This is a genomic window from Microbacterium canaveralium (assembly GCF_047238045.1).
Classification (GTDB): domain Bacteria; phylum Actinomycetota; class Actinomycetes; order Actinomycetales; family Microbacteriaceae; genus Microbacterium.
Genome location: NZ_JBDFMA010000003.1, coordinates 3,131,841 through 3,148,109 on the forward strand (window position 1 = coordinate 3,131,841; position 16,269 = coordinate 3,148,109).

Annotated in this window: 14 protein-coding genes; 9 read left to right on the forward strand and 5 right to left on the reverse strand. The window is 71.7% G+C overall.

What is annotated here, in order from left to right:
* The first annotated feature begins 10 nt into the window (after positions 1-10).
* The 8 genes from ABC271_RS15895 (at position 11) to ABC271_RS15930 (ending at position 10,161) form a co-directional block, all read left to right on the forward strand.
* Complete coding sequence (locus ABC271_RS15895) at positions 11-784, forward strand: FHA domain-containing protein (protein WP_412925809.1); 774 nt, start codon at positions 11-13, stop codon at positions 782-784.
* Positions 781-1,854 (forward strand): DUF6177 family protein, encoded by a 1,074-nt coding sequence (locus ABC271_RS15900; RefSeq protein ID WP_412925810.1) that lies wholly within the window; start codon positions 781-783, stop codon positions 1,852-1,854. The genes ABC271_RS15895 and ABC271_RS15900 overlap by 4 nt, the downstream gene beginning before the upstream one ends.
* Positions 1,854-2,114: a hypothetical protein gene (locus ABC271_RS15905; RefSeq protein ID WP_138177080.1), complete on the forward strand. Its 261-nt coding sequence runs from the start codon at positions 1,854-1,856 to the stop codon at positions 2,112-2,114. Before ABC271_RS15900 ends, ABC271_RS15905 begins: the two co-directional genes overlap by 1 nt.
* Positions 2,111-3,457 (forward strand): EsaB/YukD family protein, encoded by a 1,347-nt coding sequence (locus ABC271_RS15910; RefSeq protein ID WP_412925811.1) that lies wholly within the window; start codon positions 2,111-2,113, stop codon positions 3,455-3,457. The genes ABC271_RS15905 and ABC271_RS15910 overlap by 4 nt, the downstream gene beginning before the upstream one ends.
* A complete protein-coding gene (locus tag ABC271_RS15915) occupies positions 3,454-4,248 on the forward strand; it encodes a P-loop NTPase family protein (protein ID WP_412925812.1) in 795 nt (264 codons plus the stop codon). Before ABC271_RS15910 ends, ABC271_RS15915 begins: the two co-directional genes overlap by 4 nt.
* Positions 4,245-8,411 carry a type VII secretion protein EccCa gene (eccCa, locus tag ABC271_RS15920; RefSeq protein ID WP_412925813.1) on the forward strand — a complete coding sequence of 1,389 codons (4,167 nt, stop codon included), beginning with the start codon at positions 4,245-4,247 and terminating at the stop codon, positions 8,409-8,411. The genes ABC271_RS15915 and eccCa overlap by 4 nt, the downstream gene beginning before the upstream one ends.
* Positions 8,401-8,763: a hypothetical protein gene (locus ABC271_RS15925; RefSeq protein WP_412925814.1), complete on the forward strand. Its 363-nt coding sequence runs from the start codon at positions 8,401-8,403 to the stop codon at positions 8,761-8,763. Before eccCa ends, ABC271_RS15925 begins: the two co-directional genes overlap by 11 nt.
* A gap of 117 nt (positions 8,764-8,880) precedes the next feature.
* Complete coding sequence (locus ABC271_RS15930; RefSeq protein WP_412925815.1) at positions 8,881-10,161, forward strand: hypothetical protein; 1,281 nt, start codon at positions 8,881-8,883, stop codon at positions 10,159-10,161.
* Between the two features lie 12 nt (positions 10,162-10,173).
* Here the strand turns inward: ABC271_RS15930 and ABC271_RS15935 are convergent, their stop codons facing one another.
* The 5 genes from ABC271_RS15935 to ABC271_RS15955 form a co-directional block, all read right to left on the reverse strand.
* Positions 10,174-10,647: a hypothetical protein gene (locus ABC271_RS15935; RefSeq protein ID WP_412925816.1), complete on the reverse strand. Its 474-nt coding sequence runs from the start codon at positions 10,645-10,647 to the stop codon at positions 10,174-10,176.
* A 317-nt stretch (positions 10,648-10,964) separates the two neighbouring features.
* Positions 10,965-11,897, reverse strand: coding sequence for a chymotrypsin family serine protease (locus tag ABC271_RS15940; RefSeq protein WP_412925817.1), 933 nt, complete (start codon positions 11,895-11,897; stop codon positions 10,965-10,967).
* Positions 11,898-11,999: 102 nt separating this feature from the next.
* Positions 12,000-12,263: a hypothetical protein gene (locus ABC271_RS15945; protein WP_412925818.1), complete on the reverse strand. Its 264-nt coding sequence runs from the start codon at positions 12,261-12,263 to the stop codon at positions 12,000-12,002.
* Between the two features lie 76 nt (positions 12,264-12,339).
* On the reverse strand, positions 12,340-14,034 hold the full coding sequence (locus ABC271_RS15950) for an amidase (RefSeq protein ID WP_412925819.1): 1,695 nt from the start codon (positions 14,032-14,034) through the stop codon (positions 12,340-12,342).
* Positions 14,031-15,065, reverse strand: a complete 1,035-nt coding sequence (locus ABC271_RS15955) for an agmatine deiminase family protein (RefSeq protein ID WP_412925820.1) — start codon at positions 15,063-15,065, stop codon at positions 14,031-14,033. Before ABC271_RS15955 ends, ABC271_RS15950 begins: the two co-directional genes overlap by 4 nt.
* Positions 15,066-15,162: 97 nt before the next feature.
* Between ABC271_RS15955 and ABC271_RS15960 the strand changes: the two genes are divergently transcribed.
* Positions 15,163-16,149 (forward strand): LacI family DNA-binding transcriptional regulator, encoded by a 987-nt coding sequence (locus ABC271_RS15960; RefSeq protein ID WP_412925821.1) that lies wholly within the window; start codon positions 15,163-15,165, stop codon positions 16,147-16,149.
* Positions 16,150-16,269: the final 120 nt, after the last annotated feature.

Genomic DNA, 16,269 nt, shown 5'->3' on the forward strand with positions numbered 1-16,269 from the left:
AGGGGGCCCGATGACGAGCACGCACGATCCGTTGCGCTTGGCCGACGTCGATCCGCTCGTGTTCACCGAGCGTGCCCGCGGGGGCCAGATCGTCGGAGCCGTGGCGCTGGATGTCGTCATGCCCCTGGCGTTGCTGGCGGCGGGGATCGTCGTGATCGCGGCCGGTCCCCCGGCGATCGGATGGCTGCTGGTCGTCGCCGCGGTCGCGCTCCTCGCCGTCGCCGTGTGGCTCCTCGGTCGCTCCGGCCGCACCCTCGGCGCCGCGACCGTCGACGCTCGCATCGTCCGCCGCACCACCGGCGCGGCCGCGGGCGGGTCGGCGGTGTGGGCGCTGGCGTCCGGCAAGCTGGCGATGTTCGATCTGCGCAAGGGCCGCGACCCCTTCGCCCCCGCGATCGCCGCGTTCCAGTTCCCCGACGCCACTCCCGCCAGCGCGCCGGGCCGCGCCCGACGCGGCATGGTCCCGACGCTCATGCTCGACTCGGGCGAACGCCTCACGCTCGATACCGCGCTGATCCTCGGCCGCGACCCCTCGGCCCCGGTCGACGCCCCCGCCGAGGTCTACCGCTGGGCCGACATGTCCCGCACCCTGTCGAAGTCGCACGTCCGTCTCGAGTGGGACGGCCGTCAGGTCTGGGTCACCGACCTCGGCTCCACGAACGGCACCTTCGTGCGAGGCGGCGGCAGCTCGACGCCTCTCCTCCCCCACCAGCGCACGCCCGTGCCCACCGATGTCGTCCTCGAGATCGGTGACCGCACCCTGACCGTCCGGGATGCCGCATGAGCACCGTCGCACACCCCCTCCTCGACGCGGCCGGCCCCGGCTGGGCCGGCACCGAGACGCGCGCGCCGATCGTCGCCCTGACGACCGGCATGAGCGACTTCCTCCACAAGACCGCGGGCCAGGGGCTCCGGCCGATCATCGTGTCGAGCGAGTTCTCGCGCCTGACACAGCCGCTGGCGCAGGTGTTGTCCGCCGTGCAGGGGCACTGGGTCGTGCGTACGCGCACGGACGGCTTCTACGAGGCGCGCACGGGAGTTCGCCTCGCCGCGCCCGTCGACGCTCTGACAGCGGATCCGCCGACGCCCGAGAACGTGCATCCCCTCTTCGTCCGCGCGCAGGTGGCATCCACTCTGCAGGTCGTGGCGACGATCTCGACGCGACACCGGGTCAGCCGGCCCGTGCGGCTCGGTGGCGTCGCGGAAGCGGCGGTCGCGCTGTTCACCGGAACGGAGCCCGCGGCGTGGGGCGCGATCGAGCCGCTCCTCGCACCGTGGGACCGCGACGACCTCACCGAGCGGTCGAGACGCCGCATCCCGCTCGACAGCCACTGGGTCGCCGTGGGCGGCGGCGAACGCGCGGCGCTCGCGACGGTGCAGGTCGGCCGCACGAACGAGGGACTGGAAGAGACGACGCGCGTCTGGGCGGCGGTGCCGGGCGTGGGCCGCGAGGCCGGGGCGACGGCGACCGGCGAGGCGCGCGAGCTCCTCGCCCGTGCGGCAACCGTCGGCCTCCCCCTGATCGGCATCGCCTTCGCCGCGATCGGCGCCCCCGATCTGGCGCGCCGGGCGACGGCATCCCCGCAGCCCGAACCTCTGGCGCTGCTCATCGGGCCGGTGGGTATCCGGGCGCTGGGCATCGACGCGAAGCGCTGGATCGACGAGGTCGGCGGCGCCACGGTCGGCAGCCCCCGGCTCCCCGGCGTACTGCTGCCGCTCGGTTCGGTCGACGGCGGCGGGTGGACACGCCTCGATGACGTCCTCAGAACGCTCGACCCCGAGCGTCTCGGCGAACTGCTGAACCTCGCCCCGCACGTGCGGGCGCAGCTGCGCGAGCCGGAAAGGACCCGCTGATGCCCGACCAGCGCGACACCGTCCTCATCGAGCAGGCCAAGATCCAGCGCATGCGCTTGGGCGCCGCCCTCGTCTACGGCCACATCGGCGAGCGCCGCACGGTCAACGACCACATGAAGAGGCTCATGGGCTCGATCATCGTCGCCGCGATCGCGTGCGCCGCGTGCGTCGGCGTCTCGTTCGTCTCGCAATTGCTGACCGAGCGCGCCCAGCAGGCGACCTCGACCGTCCAGACCCCCACCGGAGCCGTAACGCCGTGAGCATCTACACCCGCCTGACCGTCGCCGGGTCCGAACGCCGCGCCGAAGTCGTCGTCCCCAGCGGCGAGCCCGTGGGCGCCGCGATTCCGCGCCTGCTCGACCTCCTCGGCGAGACCGCCGGCACCGTGGCGCGACCGCTCGCCGTCATCGCGCCCGACGGCGAGCAGATCGACATCGCTCTCACGCCGCAGCAGCTCGACCTTGCGGACGGCACCCTGGTGCGCTTGGTCCGCCTGGATGCCGCGCCCCCGCCGCCCGTCGTGATCGACGTCACCGATGCCGCCGCCGACGCGCACGACGCCCGCCCGGATCGCTGGGACGACCGGGCCCGCACGATCGCCGGGGGGACCGGCATCGCGGCGGCGTTCGCCGTCGCCGGGTGGCTGTCGCCCTGGTCGTCACCGACGCTCGCGGCTTTCGCGTTGCTCGCGGCCTCGGTGCTCCTCGCCGCGATCGCCACGGGCCTCGGGCTCGGCGGGCTCCGACGGTTGTCGGCATGCGTGTCGGCGGCGGCCGCGGGCCTGGCGCTGCCGGTGGGGAGTGCGACCTCGTCCGCGCTGGCATCGACACTGGCACCGACCGCCGCGATTCTCGCCGGTATCGCCGCCGCGCTCGCGACCGGCGCGACGGTCGCTCTGCTCGGCGTCGGGGTGGCCCACCGGCGCCGTGGGGCCGCGGCGGGCGGCGCGCTGGGCGCCGTTCTCGCGTCGCTGCTCCTCGGACTTCTGTTGGCGGGGGTGGATGCCGTCGCGGCCTCGGCCGTCGCCGGCGTCGTCGCCGCGTTCGCCACCGGTCCGCTGCCGTGGATCGCCCTGTCGTCGGCGGGACTCACCGACCTCGACCAGCGCGCCGCGGCCGGCTCACCGCCCGCGCGGCCCCGCGCGTTCGCGGCCATCGACGAGGCGTACGCCGCCCTGACGTGGAGCATCGGGGCCGTGGCATCCGTCCTCGGTGTGGCCGGGGTGGTGCTCGCGCTGTCCGGCACGATCTGGACGGAACTGCTGGCCCTGGCGTTCTTCCTCGTCGCGGCACTCCGCACGCGCGCGTTCCCGCTGCGGTGGCAGGGCTGGTTGCTGTGGGTCGCGGCGGGCGCGATCGCCGCCGCCGGACTCACCGTGCTTCTCGTCGGTGGTCTCGGCTGGATCGGCGCGGGCGTGGCGGTCGTCGTGGCCGCCCTCATCGCCACGATGGTGCTGGTGCGGCCGCGGCCGCACGTCCGGGCACGCCTGCGCGGTCTCGGCAACGTCGTCGAGACGCTCGCGGTGGTGGCGCTGATCCCGCTGCTCGTGGGCGCCCTGGGCATCTACGCCGAGCTGCTCGGCATGTTCGGCGGGCGGTCGTGACGGTGCTCGATGTGCGGGCGCTGTCGACCGCGGTGTTCGGCAGCGGTGCCAACGCCCGCGTGCAGCTGACCTCGTGGGATGCCGCGATCCGCGGCGGCCTGTCGACGACGCGTCGCGTCGGGGTGGTGTCGCTCTCATCCGGTGCCGGTACGAGCACGGTGGCGCACCAGCTCGTCCGCGCGGTCGCCGCGCGCCGGAGCGAACCGGTGCTCGCGGTGGACGTCTCGACCGGCACGCCCGGGCTGGCCGCGCGCCTCGGCGCCGAACCGGTGCCGCCGGACGACACGCGCGCCTCGGCCCGCACGACGGCGGAGGCGCTGAGCGGTCTCGAGGTGCGCGACGGCGTCGTCGCTCTGCGTCCGCGCGACGCCGACGACGCCGTGGGCGCGTGGCTCGGCGAAGCCGCACCGATCGCCCGCTTCTTCGATGTGTCGGTCACGGACTTCGGGGCGCGGCATCCCCTCGTCGACCTCGCCGCGTGCGCGGCGCTGTGCGACGTGGTGTGCCTGGTGGGCGACGCGCGCCGCTCACCGGCCGAACACGCCCGCTCCGTCGTCGACGCGATCGCGGGTCTCCCCGAGTCGCCGTCGGTCGTGCTGGCACTGGTCGATCACGCGCGCGAGGGCGACGGCGTCGCCCGTGCCCTCGCGACCGGCGCCGATCACCGGGTCGTCGGTGTGCCGTTCGACCCGGGTCTCGCCGCCGGGGGCCACGCGCGTCGCTCGGCGACCCAACTGGCCGTGGTGCAGCTGGCCGCGGCGCTCGTCTCTGCCACGGGGAGGGCCTCGTGACCGTCCGCATCGTCCACCGCCCCGCCCGCATCAGCGAGGCCGTCGAGCCGGCGCCCGATGTGACCCTGGCGCCGCCCCCGCCGATCGGCGAGGGCGCGACCGGATTCCCCCTGCAGTCGCTGCTGCCCATCGTGGGCAGCCTGTCGTCGATCACGATGATCGTGCTGCTGCGCAACAACCCGATCATGGTCGTGGTGGGAGCCGTCATCCTGGTCGTCGCCCTCGTCGGCGGCCTCGGCATGGCGTTCACGCAGCGCGGCAACGCCGCCCGCCAGCGTCGCGTCCAGCGGGAGCGCTACCTCGACTACCTCGAGGAGACACGCGAGGCCGTGCGGCAGACCGCCGACGCGCAGCGCACCGCCGCCCTGGCCCTGCACCCCTCACCCGGCACTCTCGTCGAGATCGTCGCCGACCCCGCCCGACGGTGGGAACGACGACCCGGGGATGCCGACTTCCTCCGCGTCCGCATCGGGACGGGCGACCTGCGCGCCGTCGAGGTCGCCTTGCCGCCCGAGCAGAACCCGGTGCAACCCTTCGATCCCGTGATGCGCGAATCGGCGGAGCGCATGGTGCGCCTCGCCGGTGTCTCGCAGGGCATGCCCGCGACCGTCGACCTCGAACGCGGCGGCCAGGTCTCCCTCGTCGGCGCACGGCCCGACACGCTCCGTGTCGCCCGGGCGCTGGCCGCGCAGATCGCCGCGTTCCACTCCCCCGACGACGTGCACATCGCCGCGGCGATCGCGCCCGCGCAGCGCCAGGACTGGGACGGCATCGATCTCCTGCCCCACCTTTCGAGCGACACCCCGCCGACCGGGGCCGTCACCGCCCGCCGCGTGGCGCCGAGCCTGCCCGAGCTGTTGTCGCTGCTCCGCGACGAGCTCCGCGACCGCGTCGCCACCGCCGCCGCCTCGCGCCGCGCGGGCCGCCGCACCAAGCCCGGACGCCTGGTGATCTTCGTCGACGAGGCCGACCACGCCGCGTCGCCCGTCCCCCGCCTGGATGCCGCCCTCGACCTGTCCGCGCTGGGCGTGACGGTCGTGCACCTCGTCGACGACCGTCTCAAGGAGCCGACGTCTGTCGCCGTCCGCGTGACGATCGACGCCGGCACCGCGACCGTCGAAACGCCCGGTTCGGGTGAGGCGGCGGTCACCGGCATCCGGATCGATCCGCTGACCCCCGCCGCGCTCGAGGTCGTGGCCCGCCCCCTCGCGGGGCTGCGCCTGACGCGCACGTCGGCCGAGGATGCCGGGACGGCCCTGGCCCCCGACGTGACGCAGCTGCTCGGCGTCGCCGACGTGGATGCCATCGACACCTCGGCCGCGTGGCGCACGCGCAGCGCCGCGGAGTTCCTGCGCGTGCCGATCGGCGTCGACGACCGGGGCGGCCCGGTGCTGCTCGACCTGAAGGAGTCGGCGCAGCTCGGCATGGGGCCGCACGGCATCTGCATCGGCGCGACCGGTTCGGGGAAGAGCGAGCTGCTGCGCACGCTCATCCTGGGCCTGGCGCTGACGCACTCGCCCGACGACCTCAGCATGATCCTCGTCGACTACAAGGGTGGGGCGGCGTTCGCGCCGTTCGCGCGGCTCCCGCACGTCGCGGGCATCATCGACAACCTCGCCGACGACCCGCAGCTGACCGAGCGCGCCCGCTCGAGCATCCAGGGCGAGGTCGTGCGTCGACAGCGCCTGTTGAAGGATGCCGGGAACGCGGCATCCATCGGTCACTACCGGCAGATGCGGCGTGACCGTCCCGAGCTGCCGGCGCTGCCGCACCTTTTCCTGGTGATCGACGAGTTCGGCGAGCTGCTCACGGCCGAACCCGACTTCGTCGAGCTGCTGCTGACGATCGGGCGCATCGGCCGGTCGATCGGCGTGCACCTGCTGCTGTCGAGCCAGCGGATCGAGGCCGGGCGCCTGCGCGGACTCGACACGTACCTGTCGTACCGGATCGGCCTCCGCACCTTCTCGGAGTCGGAGTCGGCCGTGGTGCTCGACACCCCCGACGCGTTCCACCTGCCCGCGATCCCCGGCTTCGGCTACCTGAAGGTCGACACGTCGGTCTACACGCGCTTCCGCGCCGGCTACGTGTCCGGTCCGGTGCCCGACCCGATCGAGTCCGGTCCCCGACACGACGACGCCCCGCCGGTGCTGCGGCTGCCCGCGTATGACCTGCCCGACGACTCGCCCGAGGCCGAGCAGCTCGACAGCGCCGAGCCCGAGACGCCCACCACCGGTCGGACCCTCGTGCAGGCGGCGACATCGCGGCTCGCGCGCGGCATCGCCCGCACGCGTCCGGTGTGGCTCCCGCCGCTGCCGCCCGTGCTCACCCTCGGCGGCGTCCTGCCCCAGGCCGACGGTGCCGGGACGCTCCGCGCGCCGATGGGACTCCTCGACGACCCGTCGAAGCAGACGCAGTCGCCGTGGATGCTCGACCTCACGCGCTCGGGCGGACACGTCTCGATCACCGGCGCGCCGCAGTCGGGGCGCTCGATGTTCCTGCGCACGCTCGCCGCGTCGCTGTCGTTCACGCATTCCCCGCGCCAGGTGAGCATCTACGGTATGGACCTCACGGGCGGCGGCCTCGCTCGCATCGAGCCCTTCCCGCACGTCGGCGGCGTCGCGACGCGCGGCAACCGCGAGCGGCTCACGCGTCTGCTCGAGGAGCTCACCGGCATGCTCGCCGTCCGCGAGCGCGTCTTCCGCGACCACGGTCTCGACTCGCTCGCCGACATGCGCCGCCAGCACGCCGACGGGCGCCTGCCCGACCTGCCGAGTGCGGACGTCGTGCTGCTCGTCGACGGACTCGGGGCGCTGCGGCAGGACTTCGAAGACCTCGAGACCCCGCTCGCCCAACTACTCGAACGCGGCGGCAGCTTCGGCATCCACGTCGTCGTCGCCCTCTCGCGCTGGAACGAACTGCGCATGAACCTGCAGGGCCTCATCGGCACGCGCCTCGAGCTCAAGCTCAACGACCCCGCCGACTCGCAGATCGCGCGCAAGCTCTCGCAGACGCTCCGCGCCGACGAGCCCGGCCGCGTCCTGACCGACGAGAAGCTCTTCGCGCAGATCGCGCTGCCGCTGCTCGAGGAGGTCGACGACGGCGACACCGGCGAGGCCCTCGAACAGCTCGCGCGCGAGAGCGCGGCCCGGTGGGGCGGTCAGGGCGCGGCGCCGATCCGCCTGCTCCCCGAGGTGCTGTCGCCGATCGAGCTGCCCGACGCGATCGACGAACCGGATGCCGTCCCCCTGGGTCTGCGCCAGGACACGATGCAGCCGGTGTCGCTCGACCTGGTCACGCGCGACCCGCACCTGCTCGTCCTCGGCGACAGCCGCTGCGGGAAGACGACGCTGCTGCGCGGCATCGTGCAGGGTGCGATCGACCGGCACTCCGCCGAGGAGCTCGTCGTCGCCCTCATGGATGCGCGCGGGGAGCTGGCATCCGAGGTTCCGGATGCCTATCTCGGCGGCCATGCATCGTCGGGTCGGCAGGCACGGCTGCTGGCCGAATCCATCGCAGTCGAGCTCGAGAAGCGGGCGAACGACCGCGATGCGGGCCCGCGGATCCTCGTGATCGCCGACGACTTCGACATCCTCGCCGCCGGCGGCACCGAACCGCTGCGCCCGCTGCTGCCGTACCTGGCGTCGGCACGCGACCTGCGCCTCAACGTGGTGGTGAGCCGCCCCGTCGCGGGTGCGTCGCGGGCGATGTTCGATGTGGCGCTGCAGGGCATCCGCGACACGGGGGGCACGGCGCTGATCATGTCGGGCGACCGGTCCGAGGGTGCGCTGCTGCCGAAGCTGTACGCCGAGCCGATGATCGCGGGCCGCGGCCGACTGGCTCGCCGCGGCGAGCGCCCCACGCTCGTGCAGGTGGCGAAGTTCGTCGCCAGTGCGGGTGAACCGGAGAATGCAACATCCCCGGGTTCGCCGGCGGAAGCGGCCGTGAGAGATGTGTCGCCCGAGGATGCCACCGACCCGATCCCCGAGAACGAGGATGCCGCCGTACCCGCGCCTCTCGACGAGGAGGTGGGCGAGACGCGAGAGGTCGGCGCGCCCCGCGATTCTGGGTCCCCGTCCGTACCCGCGGCGACGCCCGCACCCCCCGTTCCGGAGGGCGATGAACCGCCCCTGACCCGCCGGAGAAGAGGCAACCGTGCCCCGTAGCAGCGTCGCATTCACCCGTGAACCGATCGATATCGATGCCCTCGCCGAGGCGGTCTCCGCGGTGCTCACGCCCGAGGAACTCGCCGACACGTCCGTCGAGATCCGCCCGCTCGACGACGGCGCGGCGGCGCAGGTCGTCGTGGCCGATCGCGTCGTGCTCACGGTCCTCCTGCCCCGATTGACGCCGCCTGTCACGGAGCTCGCGCGCGTCTATGGCGCCGTCGAGACCGCCCCCGATGCCCGGTGGTCGACCGCGTGCTTCACGACGTGGGAGCCGGAGGGTGTCATCGGCGTGCGGCTGCTCGAGGCGGCCGCGGCTGCCCGCGGGGGCGTCGCCGCGCACCTCGGCTGACGACCAAGATTTCACCCGCCGCACTCGGGGACCCCGTGTTAAGAGTGCGCAACATCGCCTGCGAATAATCGGCGCCCTCCTGGTCACTCCGCAACGACCACCCGAAGGGCACCACGCATGAGCGCCGTACATCGCCACATCCCCGCACATCGACCCCCGGGAGTCGACCGTCGAGCCCTCCTTCGGAGCGCCGCTTGGACGGTCCCCGCGGTCGCCGTCGCCACCGCGGCCCCCGTCGCGGCCGCCTCGAACCCTGCGGAGGTGCGCCTCGCGTTCGACAAGCCGTCCTACGCGGGCGTGTCCTGCGGCACGATCAGCGGCGCCTCCCTCGTCCTCACCGTGGGCGGCGTGCCCGCCTCCGGCCGTGAGGTGACCCTCACTCTCGCCGGGGGATACCAATTCCCGGACGGCACGACCACTCGCACCGTCATCACGGACGTGAACGGTCGTATCGCCCTCCCGGGGATCGCCATTCCCACTCTGGGAGGCTCCGGAACGATCACCGCACTCAGCTCCGGCGCGAGCACGGTCAGCGCGGGTCTGAACTCTCCCGCTGTCACCACCCGATGGGGGCTCCGAGAAGGGAGGAATTTCCCCAGTGGGAGCCCCGGGACGCCGCCGTGGACCGCTCACCCCGTGACGGTCCGCTTCTTCATCGACGGGACGAACCTCTATCACGGCGGCGAACTGTTCGACACGAACGTCACCAAAGTCGTCGGGGGGACCTCGCCGTTCGGCGTCATGCTCCCGTTCAACGAATGGGCCCAGTACCTCAAGGGAGATACCTGGTACATCGTGGACGGCACGAAGAGCTTCGACGACACCACCCTCGCGGGCACGCCGACGACCGCCACCCCATTGACCCTCGGATTCCTGCTCGACGGGACGACGCTCTACTTCAACGGCAGCAGCGTCGACACGAACGTCACCAAGGCCATCGGTGGGACGGCTTTTGGTGCGTCGTGGGTGCAGTACCTCAAGGGGAGCACCTGGATCATCCGGGACAGCTGGGGGTCGGTGGAATCGTTCCGCGCCCCGGCCACGGCCACGGCCGTCACCCGCAACTACGTCATCGACGGCACCACCCTGTACAACCGCGGCAGCGTCTCGGCCACCGGAGTCACCAAGGCGATCGGCGGGTTCTACGGCTCCGTCCAGTGGATGCAGTATCTCCAGGGCGGCACATGGTTCGCGACATCCAGCGACAGCGAGTGGGCTCCCCCGGACGTCCACGGCGCGCCCGTCACCGCCACACCGGTGTCGCTCGGCTACTTCCTCGACGGCACCACCCTCTACTGGTGCGAGACCCCTGTCGACTACGGTGTGACCCGCGCCATCGGCGGTGACAGCGGTATGCCGGGCTGGTGGGTGGAATACCGGATCGGTCCCCTCTGCTAGCCGGCGCGACCCTCACTCCTGCGTCGGGCCACCGACGATCTGCGTGATGACGACCGCCGGTGCGGCCTCGGTGTGCCCGCACGGGCCGTCACGTCCTTCGAGGAAGGCTCCGGGCGCCAGGTCGCCGAGCGTGGTCAACCATCCACGAGCTGGATCTATCGAGTCGCCGATGTCGAATGAGCCATCAACCAGGTCGACTCGACCGGGCCCCGCGCTCGTTCCGATCGGCCAGATCACAACGAGCTCGCTCTCGACGGGAAGCAGGGCTTGGAGCACGACGCATCCCTGGTCGTTGACGGCGAGCGTTCCGGCGAGATCCTCGACGAGGCTCGCCGAGCGCGGCGGCGCCAGCCCGACGAGGATCGCCGGCTGCGCCGAGTACTCCGTCTCCCGCGGTGAGGGCGTAGGCGTCGGGGCCGGCGCTGAGCACGCAGCGAGAACCACGACAGCCGCTCCGGCGACGAGCCCGAGCCCTAGCCGGCCCATAGCCGTAGGTTGAATCGAGTCAGTGCGTTCGTGACATTGCTCCAGATGGAGATGGTGCCGGCCGGATTGGTTCCTTGATGGATGCCATACGCGACGCTGCCGAGAAACCATGGACCGCCGCTATCTCCGCCTTGGGTGATGTGAGTACCCACTCCCCGGAACGGGCCAGCGTAATAAGTCCCGCCCCCGTCTTCGGGCACTACGGTGACATTCTTGTAGATGCCCGAAACCGTGACCGTCCCGCAGCCATACCCTGTGGTATTGCCGAACTTGCACGCACCCGAGTTGAAGGGGGCTATCGCTGCAGATGCAAAAGTTCAAAGGTCGCCACCGCTGACCTGCGTCTGACCAGTGAACATCTGAGAACTCCACAGCCACCTGAAGTCCCCTCCTGGGTCAACGTCCGTCGTTGATTGGCTGTACGGCACGACCGTGAAAATGAAGTTGCTCGCGTTGGCATACGAGACGCTGCCACTACAGTGGCCAGCCGTCAGGATACCCAGCTCCGGTCCGTTGACGTTCTCAACAGGGAAGGCAGTGGAGCAGTGATAGACGCCGGCGCGATAGAGTGCGTAGCCCGCGACCCAGGCTTCGTCGTCGACGACAGGGTACGCCACATAATCGACGAGGATGGGGATTTGGGGGATCAAATTCGCGTCAGTCAGTTCGTCCTGTAGACCCGCGATCATTCCGCTGGCGCGTGCTGTGTCCATGGTTCCGGGTTCGGCCGGTGCCACTTCGACGTGGAATGAGTCGTCTCGAGAATCGAAGTACGTCATCGACTCGAACTCATCACCGGTGGCCTTGGTCGTTTCCAGCAACAATTGGCGGGAGGCGGTGTCGATGTCCGACTCGGTGTATCGCAGCCCGCCTTCCAACCGGACGCCCGGTACCGACGATGCCATGGCGACCGCGCCGGTTGGCGGATCACCCCTGAACCGGATCACGCCAGTGTCCTGGCCAGGATCGACCTCAGCCTCCGTTAAATCATCGGGGTACTCGTCGCGAATTTCTTGCACGATGAGCGCGAATGCCGCCTGCCAAGGGCTGGCCACCGATTGATCAACCGTCTCCGTCGCGGCATCGGAGATGTCATCAGAGGGAAAGTACTCGATCTCGGAGAGATCCGCGTCTTGCTTCTCGACCGCGGGAACGCCCGGCTGTTCTGCGGCAACCGGGCCGACCAGAAGAAGGGTCGCCAAGAGGGCTCCGACGATTCCGGTGACGACAGTCCGGCCCTGAACCCACATCGGGCACTCCCCATTCGGCGCCAAGATCAGATCGACCGATACGGGCGATCGATTGCCTGGATTTTGACACAGCCCGATATATGGCGCTAGCCATTCATCGGGTCAATTGACTGGGAGCGTCCGCGGGGCAATCGTCCGTGGACGCAGCACCTCAAACGCGGCCGCGAGCGCCAGCAACGCCACACCGTCGCGCGCGCGGCCCGAGAAGGTGAGTCCTGTCTGCATTCCGACGTCGGTCAGCGTCCCAGGGGTACCGTCGCGGTCGGAACCCGCGTTGTTCGATACCGCTTCGTGACGGTCAAGTCCGTCGAAGACGAGCTCGAAACGTTCTGGGGCGCGTTCGGTGCGGTGGGGCGGAAGAATCACGCCCAACCGCAGGAATCGTGCCCCACAGCCAGCGAGGCGGCCGCGCCGTAAAACGCCCGCCCCGTGCGCGCCCGCCCTACGCCCCCAGCGCGGGTGTCCGCGCCGGCACCGTCCGCCGAGGACGCAGTGCCTCGAACGCCGCGGCCAGCGACAGCAACGCCGCGTCGTCGTACGCACGCCCCGCGAACGTCAGGCCGGTCGGCATCCCGATGTCGGCCAGCGTCCCTAGTGGGACCGTCACAGTGGGCACACCGCAGTGCCGGATCGCGAGGTTCCCCGTCGCCACCCACACGCCGTTCCGCCACGCGATGTCGGCCGACGCCTCGTTCACGTCGGCATCGGCGGGCGCCACATCGGCGAGCGTGGGGAAGACCACGGCGTCGAGGGACTCGGCATCCATCCACTCCTCCAGGTCGCGGCGACGGGTCTCCTCGAGACCCCGGAGGCCTTCGGCGAGGTGCGGGATTTCGGTGAACGACGCCACCGGGTGCTCGCGGACGTGCGCGGGGTACTCCGCGATGTCATCGTCGAACCCCGTGTACCGGTCGGGCAGCGCACCCTCGGGGTGCGGGAAGATCGCCGCCCCCTCCACCTCGGCGAGGCCGGGGTGTCCGGTGCCGCGGAGGAAGTCGTCCCACGCCCACGCCGACAGGTCGACGATCTCGCGGTGCAGGAACTCCTCCGACACGAGCCCGCGCGTGCGGATCGTCGGCGCACCCGGGCGATCGCCCTCGTAGTTGCTCAAGAGCGGGAAATCGCACTCCACGACGATCGCGCCCGCGGCCTCGAGGTCGGCGCGGGCCACGGCCCACAGGTCGAGCAGCGACGGGCGCGGAACGATCCGCTCGCCGGTCGGGCCGCCGATGCCGCCGGGACCGGTGCCCGCCAGCGGGTCGGTGCCGAGGAACATGCGAGGGATGCCGATGCGCTTCCCCCGGAGCGAGGTCCCGGCCGCGAGCGCGGCGAACGAGGGCGGCCGCACCTCGGACGCCGCGGGCAGCGGAACCCACGGCTGCGCGCGCCAGAAGTCTCCCCGCGTCTCGGGGTCGTCGGCGACGATCACATCGAGGACCGCGAGGAGGTCCGCCATCGAGCGCGTGTGCGGCACGACGACGTCCATCGTCGGTACGAGCGGCCAGTTGCCGCGCACCGAGATCATGCCGCGCGACGGCGTGTAGGCGCACAGACCGTTGCAGGCCGCGGGCGCGCGGCCGCTCGACCACGTCTCCTCGCCCAGGCCGAAGACCCCGAACGACGCGGCGGTCGCCGTGCCCGAGCCGTTCGACGAGCCCGACGCGAACGCCGACGTCAGGTACTCGGCGTTGTACGGACTCTCGGCGCGGCCGTACAGCCCGCGCTGCATGCCGCCATTGGCCATCGGCGGCATGTTCGTCAGCCCGAGGCAGATCGCCCCGGCCTCGCGCAGCCGCGCGATCGTGAACGCGTCGTCCTGGGCGACGAGATCGGCGAACGCGGGGCTTCCCGCGGCGACCGTCAGGCCGCGCACCATGTAGCTGTCTTTCGCCGTGTACGGGATGCCGTCGAGCAGCCCCCGCGCCCGTCCGGCGGCGCGGCGGGCGTCGGACTCGGCCGCCTCGGCGCGCGCGTCCGGGTTGCGGACGACCACCGCGTTGAGCCTCGTCTCGGTGTCGGGGCCGTCGTACGCGTCGATGCGCGCGAGGTGCGCGTCCACGAGCTCGACGGCGGTCGTGCGGCCCTCGGCGAGCGCGGCGGCGAGTTCGGCGATGGATGCCTCGACGACGTCGATCACGCCGTCACCGCCGGCTGCTGCTGCGTGATGCAGTGGATGCCGCCCCCGCGCGCGAAGATCTCACGAGCGTCGACGGTCACGACCCGGCGACCCGGGTACACCTCTTCCAGGATGCCGCGGGCTGTGGCATCCGCCTCCTCCTCGCCGAACCCGCACGCGATCACGCCGCCGTTCACGACGAGGTGGTTGACGTAGCTCCAGTCCACATCGCCGTCGGCGTCGCGGACCGTGGCCGGCGCGGGCAGGTCGCGGATCTCGAACCGGCGGCCGTTGGCATCCGTCTGCGTCTCGAGAAAGGTGCGCAGCTCACGCGTGACGGCGTGGTCGGGGTGCGCGGGGTTCCCCTGGTCGTGGAGAAGCACGACGCCGGGCGAGGGCAGGGTCGCCACGATGTCGACGTGTCCGTTCGTGCCGAAGTCCTCGTAATCGCGGGTGAGGCCGCGCGGCAGCCACACGGCGTGCGTGGCGCCGATCGTGCGGAGCATCTCGGCCTCGACACGTCCACGGTCGGCGTAGCGATTGCGGCGCGGGTCGAGCTGCACGGTCTCGGTCAGCAGGACCGTGCCCTCGCCGTCGACGTGGATGCCACCCCCCTCGTTCACGAGCAACGACGGGACGAGTTCGGCGCCGGCGGCCTCGGCGATGATCCGGCCGTGATGCGCGGCCTTCGCCCACACCGCCCAGTCGTGGTCGCCCCAGCCGTTGAAGATCCAATCCACGGCACCCAGCACGCCGGGGCGCTCGGGGTCGACGACGAACGTCGGGCCCGAGTCGCGCATCCAGAACTCGTCGACGGGCGCCTCGAGGATCTCGATCTCGCCGCCGAGCAGGCGACGGGCGCGGGCCGTCTCTATCGGATCGACGAGCATCGTCACCGGCTCGAACGCCGCGACGGCGTGGGCGACCGCGGTCCAGGCCGCGTAGCCCGCTTCGCGCTCGGCATCCGTCTCGCCCAGGGTGGGCCCTTCGCTCGGGAACGCCATCCACGTGCGGGCGTGCGGAGCGGTTTCGGATGGCATGCGCCAGGTCATCGCGGTCCTTCGGTGGGTGGGTGGTGTGCCAATCGTGACATTAAACGTTTAAGTGATTGCAGCGCAAGATCCGATCCGTCGGGTAACGTCACCCCACGTGACCCCACGCAAGCCGACGCTGCGCGACGTCGCCGCCGCCGCAGGCGTCTCGATCGCCGCAGCCTCGTTCGCGCTGCGCGACAAGCCGGGGGTCTCACCCGAGACACGCGAGCGCGTGCTCGCCGTCGCGCGCGACCTCGGGTACGCGGTCAACGTCCCGGCGCGCAGCCTCCGCACCGCGCGGTACGGCGCCATCGGCCTGTACCTCCCGCCCGGGACCACCCGCCTCCCGTACTACACCGAGTTCGCCTTCGGCGTCGTGGATGCCGCCGACCGCCTCGGCCTCTCGGTCATCCTGCTCCCCCATCGGGATGGGGATGACGCCTCCCCTCCGACGGCATTCGTCGACGGGTACATCGTCGTGGATGCCACGGCGAAGGATGCCGGCATCCCGGCGATCCTCGACACCGGACGACCCGTCGTGAGCTCCGAGCAGCTGCTCGGCGCAGAGGATCGGGTCGCGGGCAGCGTCGTGTCCGACCACGGCACCGCGACGCGCGAACTGCTCGACCACCTCGCAGATCGGGGCGCCGAGCGCATCGCGATCCTGCTCCCGCCGGAGGGCACAGCGTGGAGCCAGAATGTCGCCCGGGCGTACGAGGAGTGGAGCACCGAGCGCGGTGGCATCCCCCTCTCGCGTCGAATCGGGTTCGTGCCAGTGCCCGACGAGGTCGCCGCCGCGGTGTCTCAGGTGATCGAAGGCGCGGATGCCGTGGTCGTCGTGCCGAGCGGATCCGCGGTGCCCGCCCTGGCCGCCGTCGCCCGTGCGGGGCGTAGCGTCGGCGACGACCTGCTGCTCGCCGCGTACGTCGACGAGCCGCTGAACGCCCTGCTGACCCCCACCGTGACGGCACTCGACATGCAGCCGCGCGAGGTCGGCGCCGCGTGCCTCGAGGTCCTCGCCGGGGATGCCGATCGCTTCCGCGTTCACCGCCCGCTGCTCCGCGTGCGCGCGAGCACCGGCGCAGCACCGCTCGGTCGTTGAGTTCCGAGGCTCGGCGCGGCGGCGGGACGCCCTCCAGGGTGGCAACGCCGCGCCGTTCAGTCGCGCTAAGTTGCACGACTTAACGGCCCCGCCGACACTTCGCCGCGACCGAAGCACCAG

Coding starts and splice junctions, on each gene's coding strand:
- ABC271_RS15895 (WP_412925809.1), top strand. CDS start 11: ATGACGAGCACGCACGATCCGTTGCGCTTGGCCGACGTCGATCCGCTC.
- ABC271_RS15900 (WP_412925810.1), top strand. CDS start 781: ATGAGCACCGTCGCACACCCCCTCCTCGACGCGGCCGGCCCCGGCTGG.
- ABC271_RS15905 (WP_138177080.1), top strand. CDS start 1,854: ATGCCCGACCAGCGCGACACCGTCCTCATCGAGCAGGCCAAGATCCAG.
- ABC271_RS15930 (WP_412925815.1), top strand. CDS start 8,881: ATGAGCGCCGTACATCGCCACATCCCCGCACATCGACCCCCGGGAGTC.
- ABC271_RS15935 (WP_412925816.1), bottom strand. CDS start 10,647: ATGGGCCGGCTAGGGCTCGGGCTCGTCGCCGGAGCGGCTGTCGTGGTT.
- ABC271_RS15940 (WP_412925817.1), bottom strand. CDS start 11,897: ATGTGGGTTCAGGGCCGGACTGTCGTCACCGGAATCGTCGGAGCCCTC.
- ABC271_RS15955 (WP_412925820.1), bottom strand. CDS start 15,065: ATGACCTGGCGCATGCCATCCGAAACCGCTCCGCACGCCCGCACGTGG.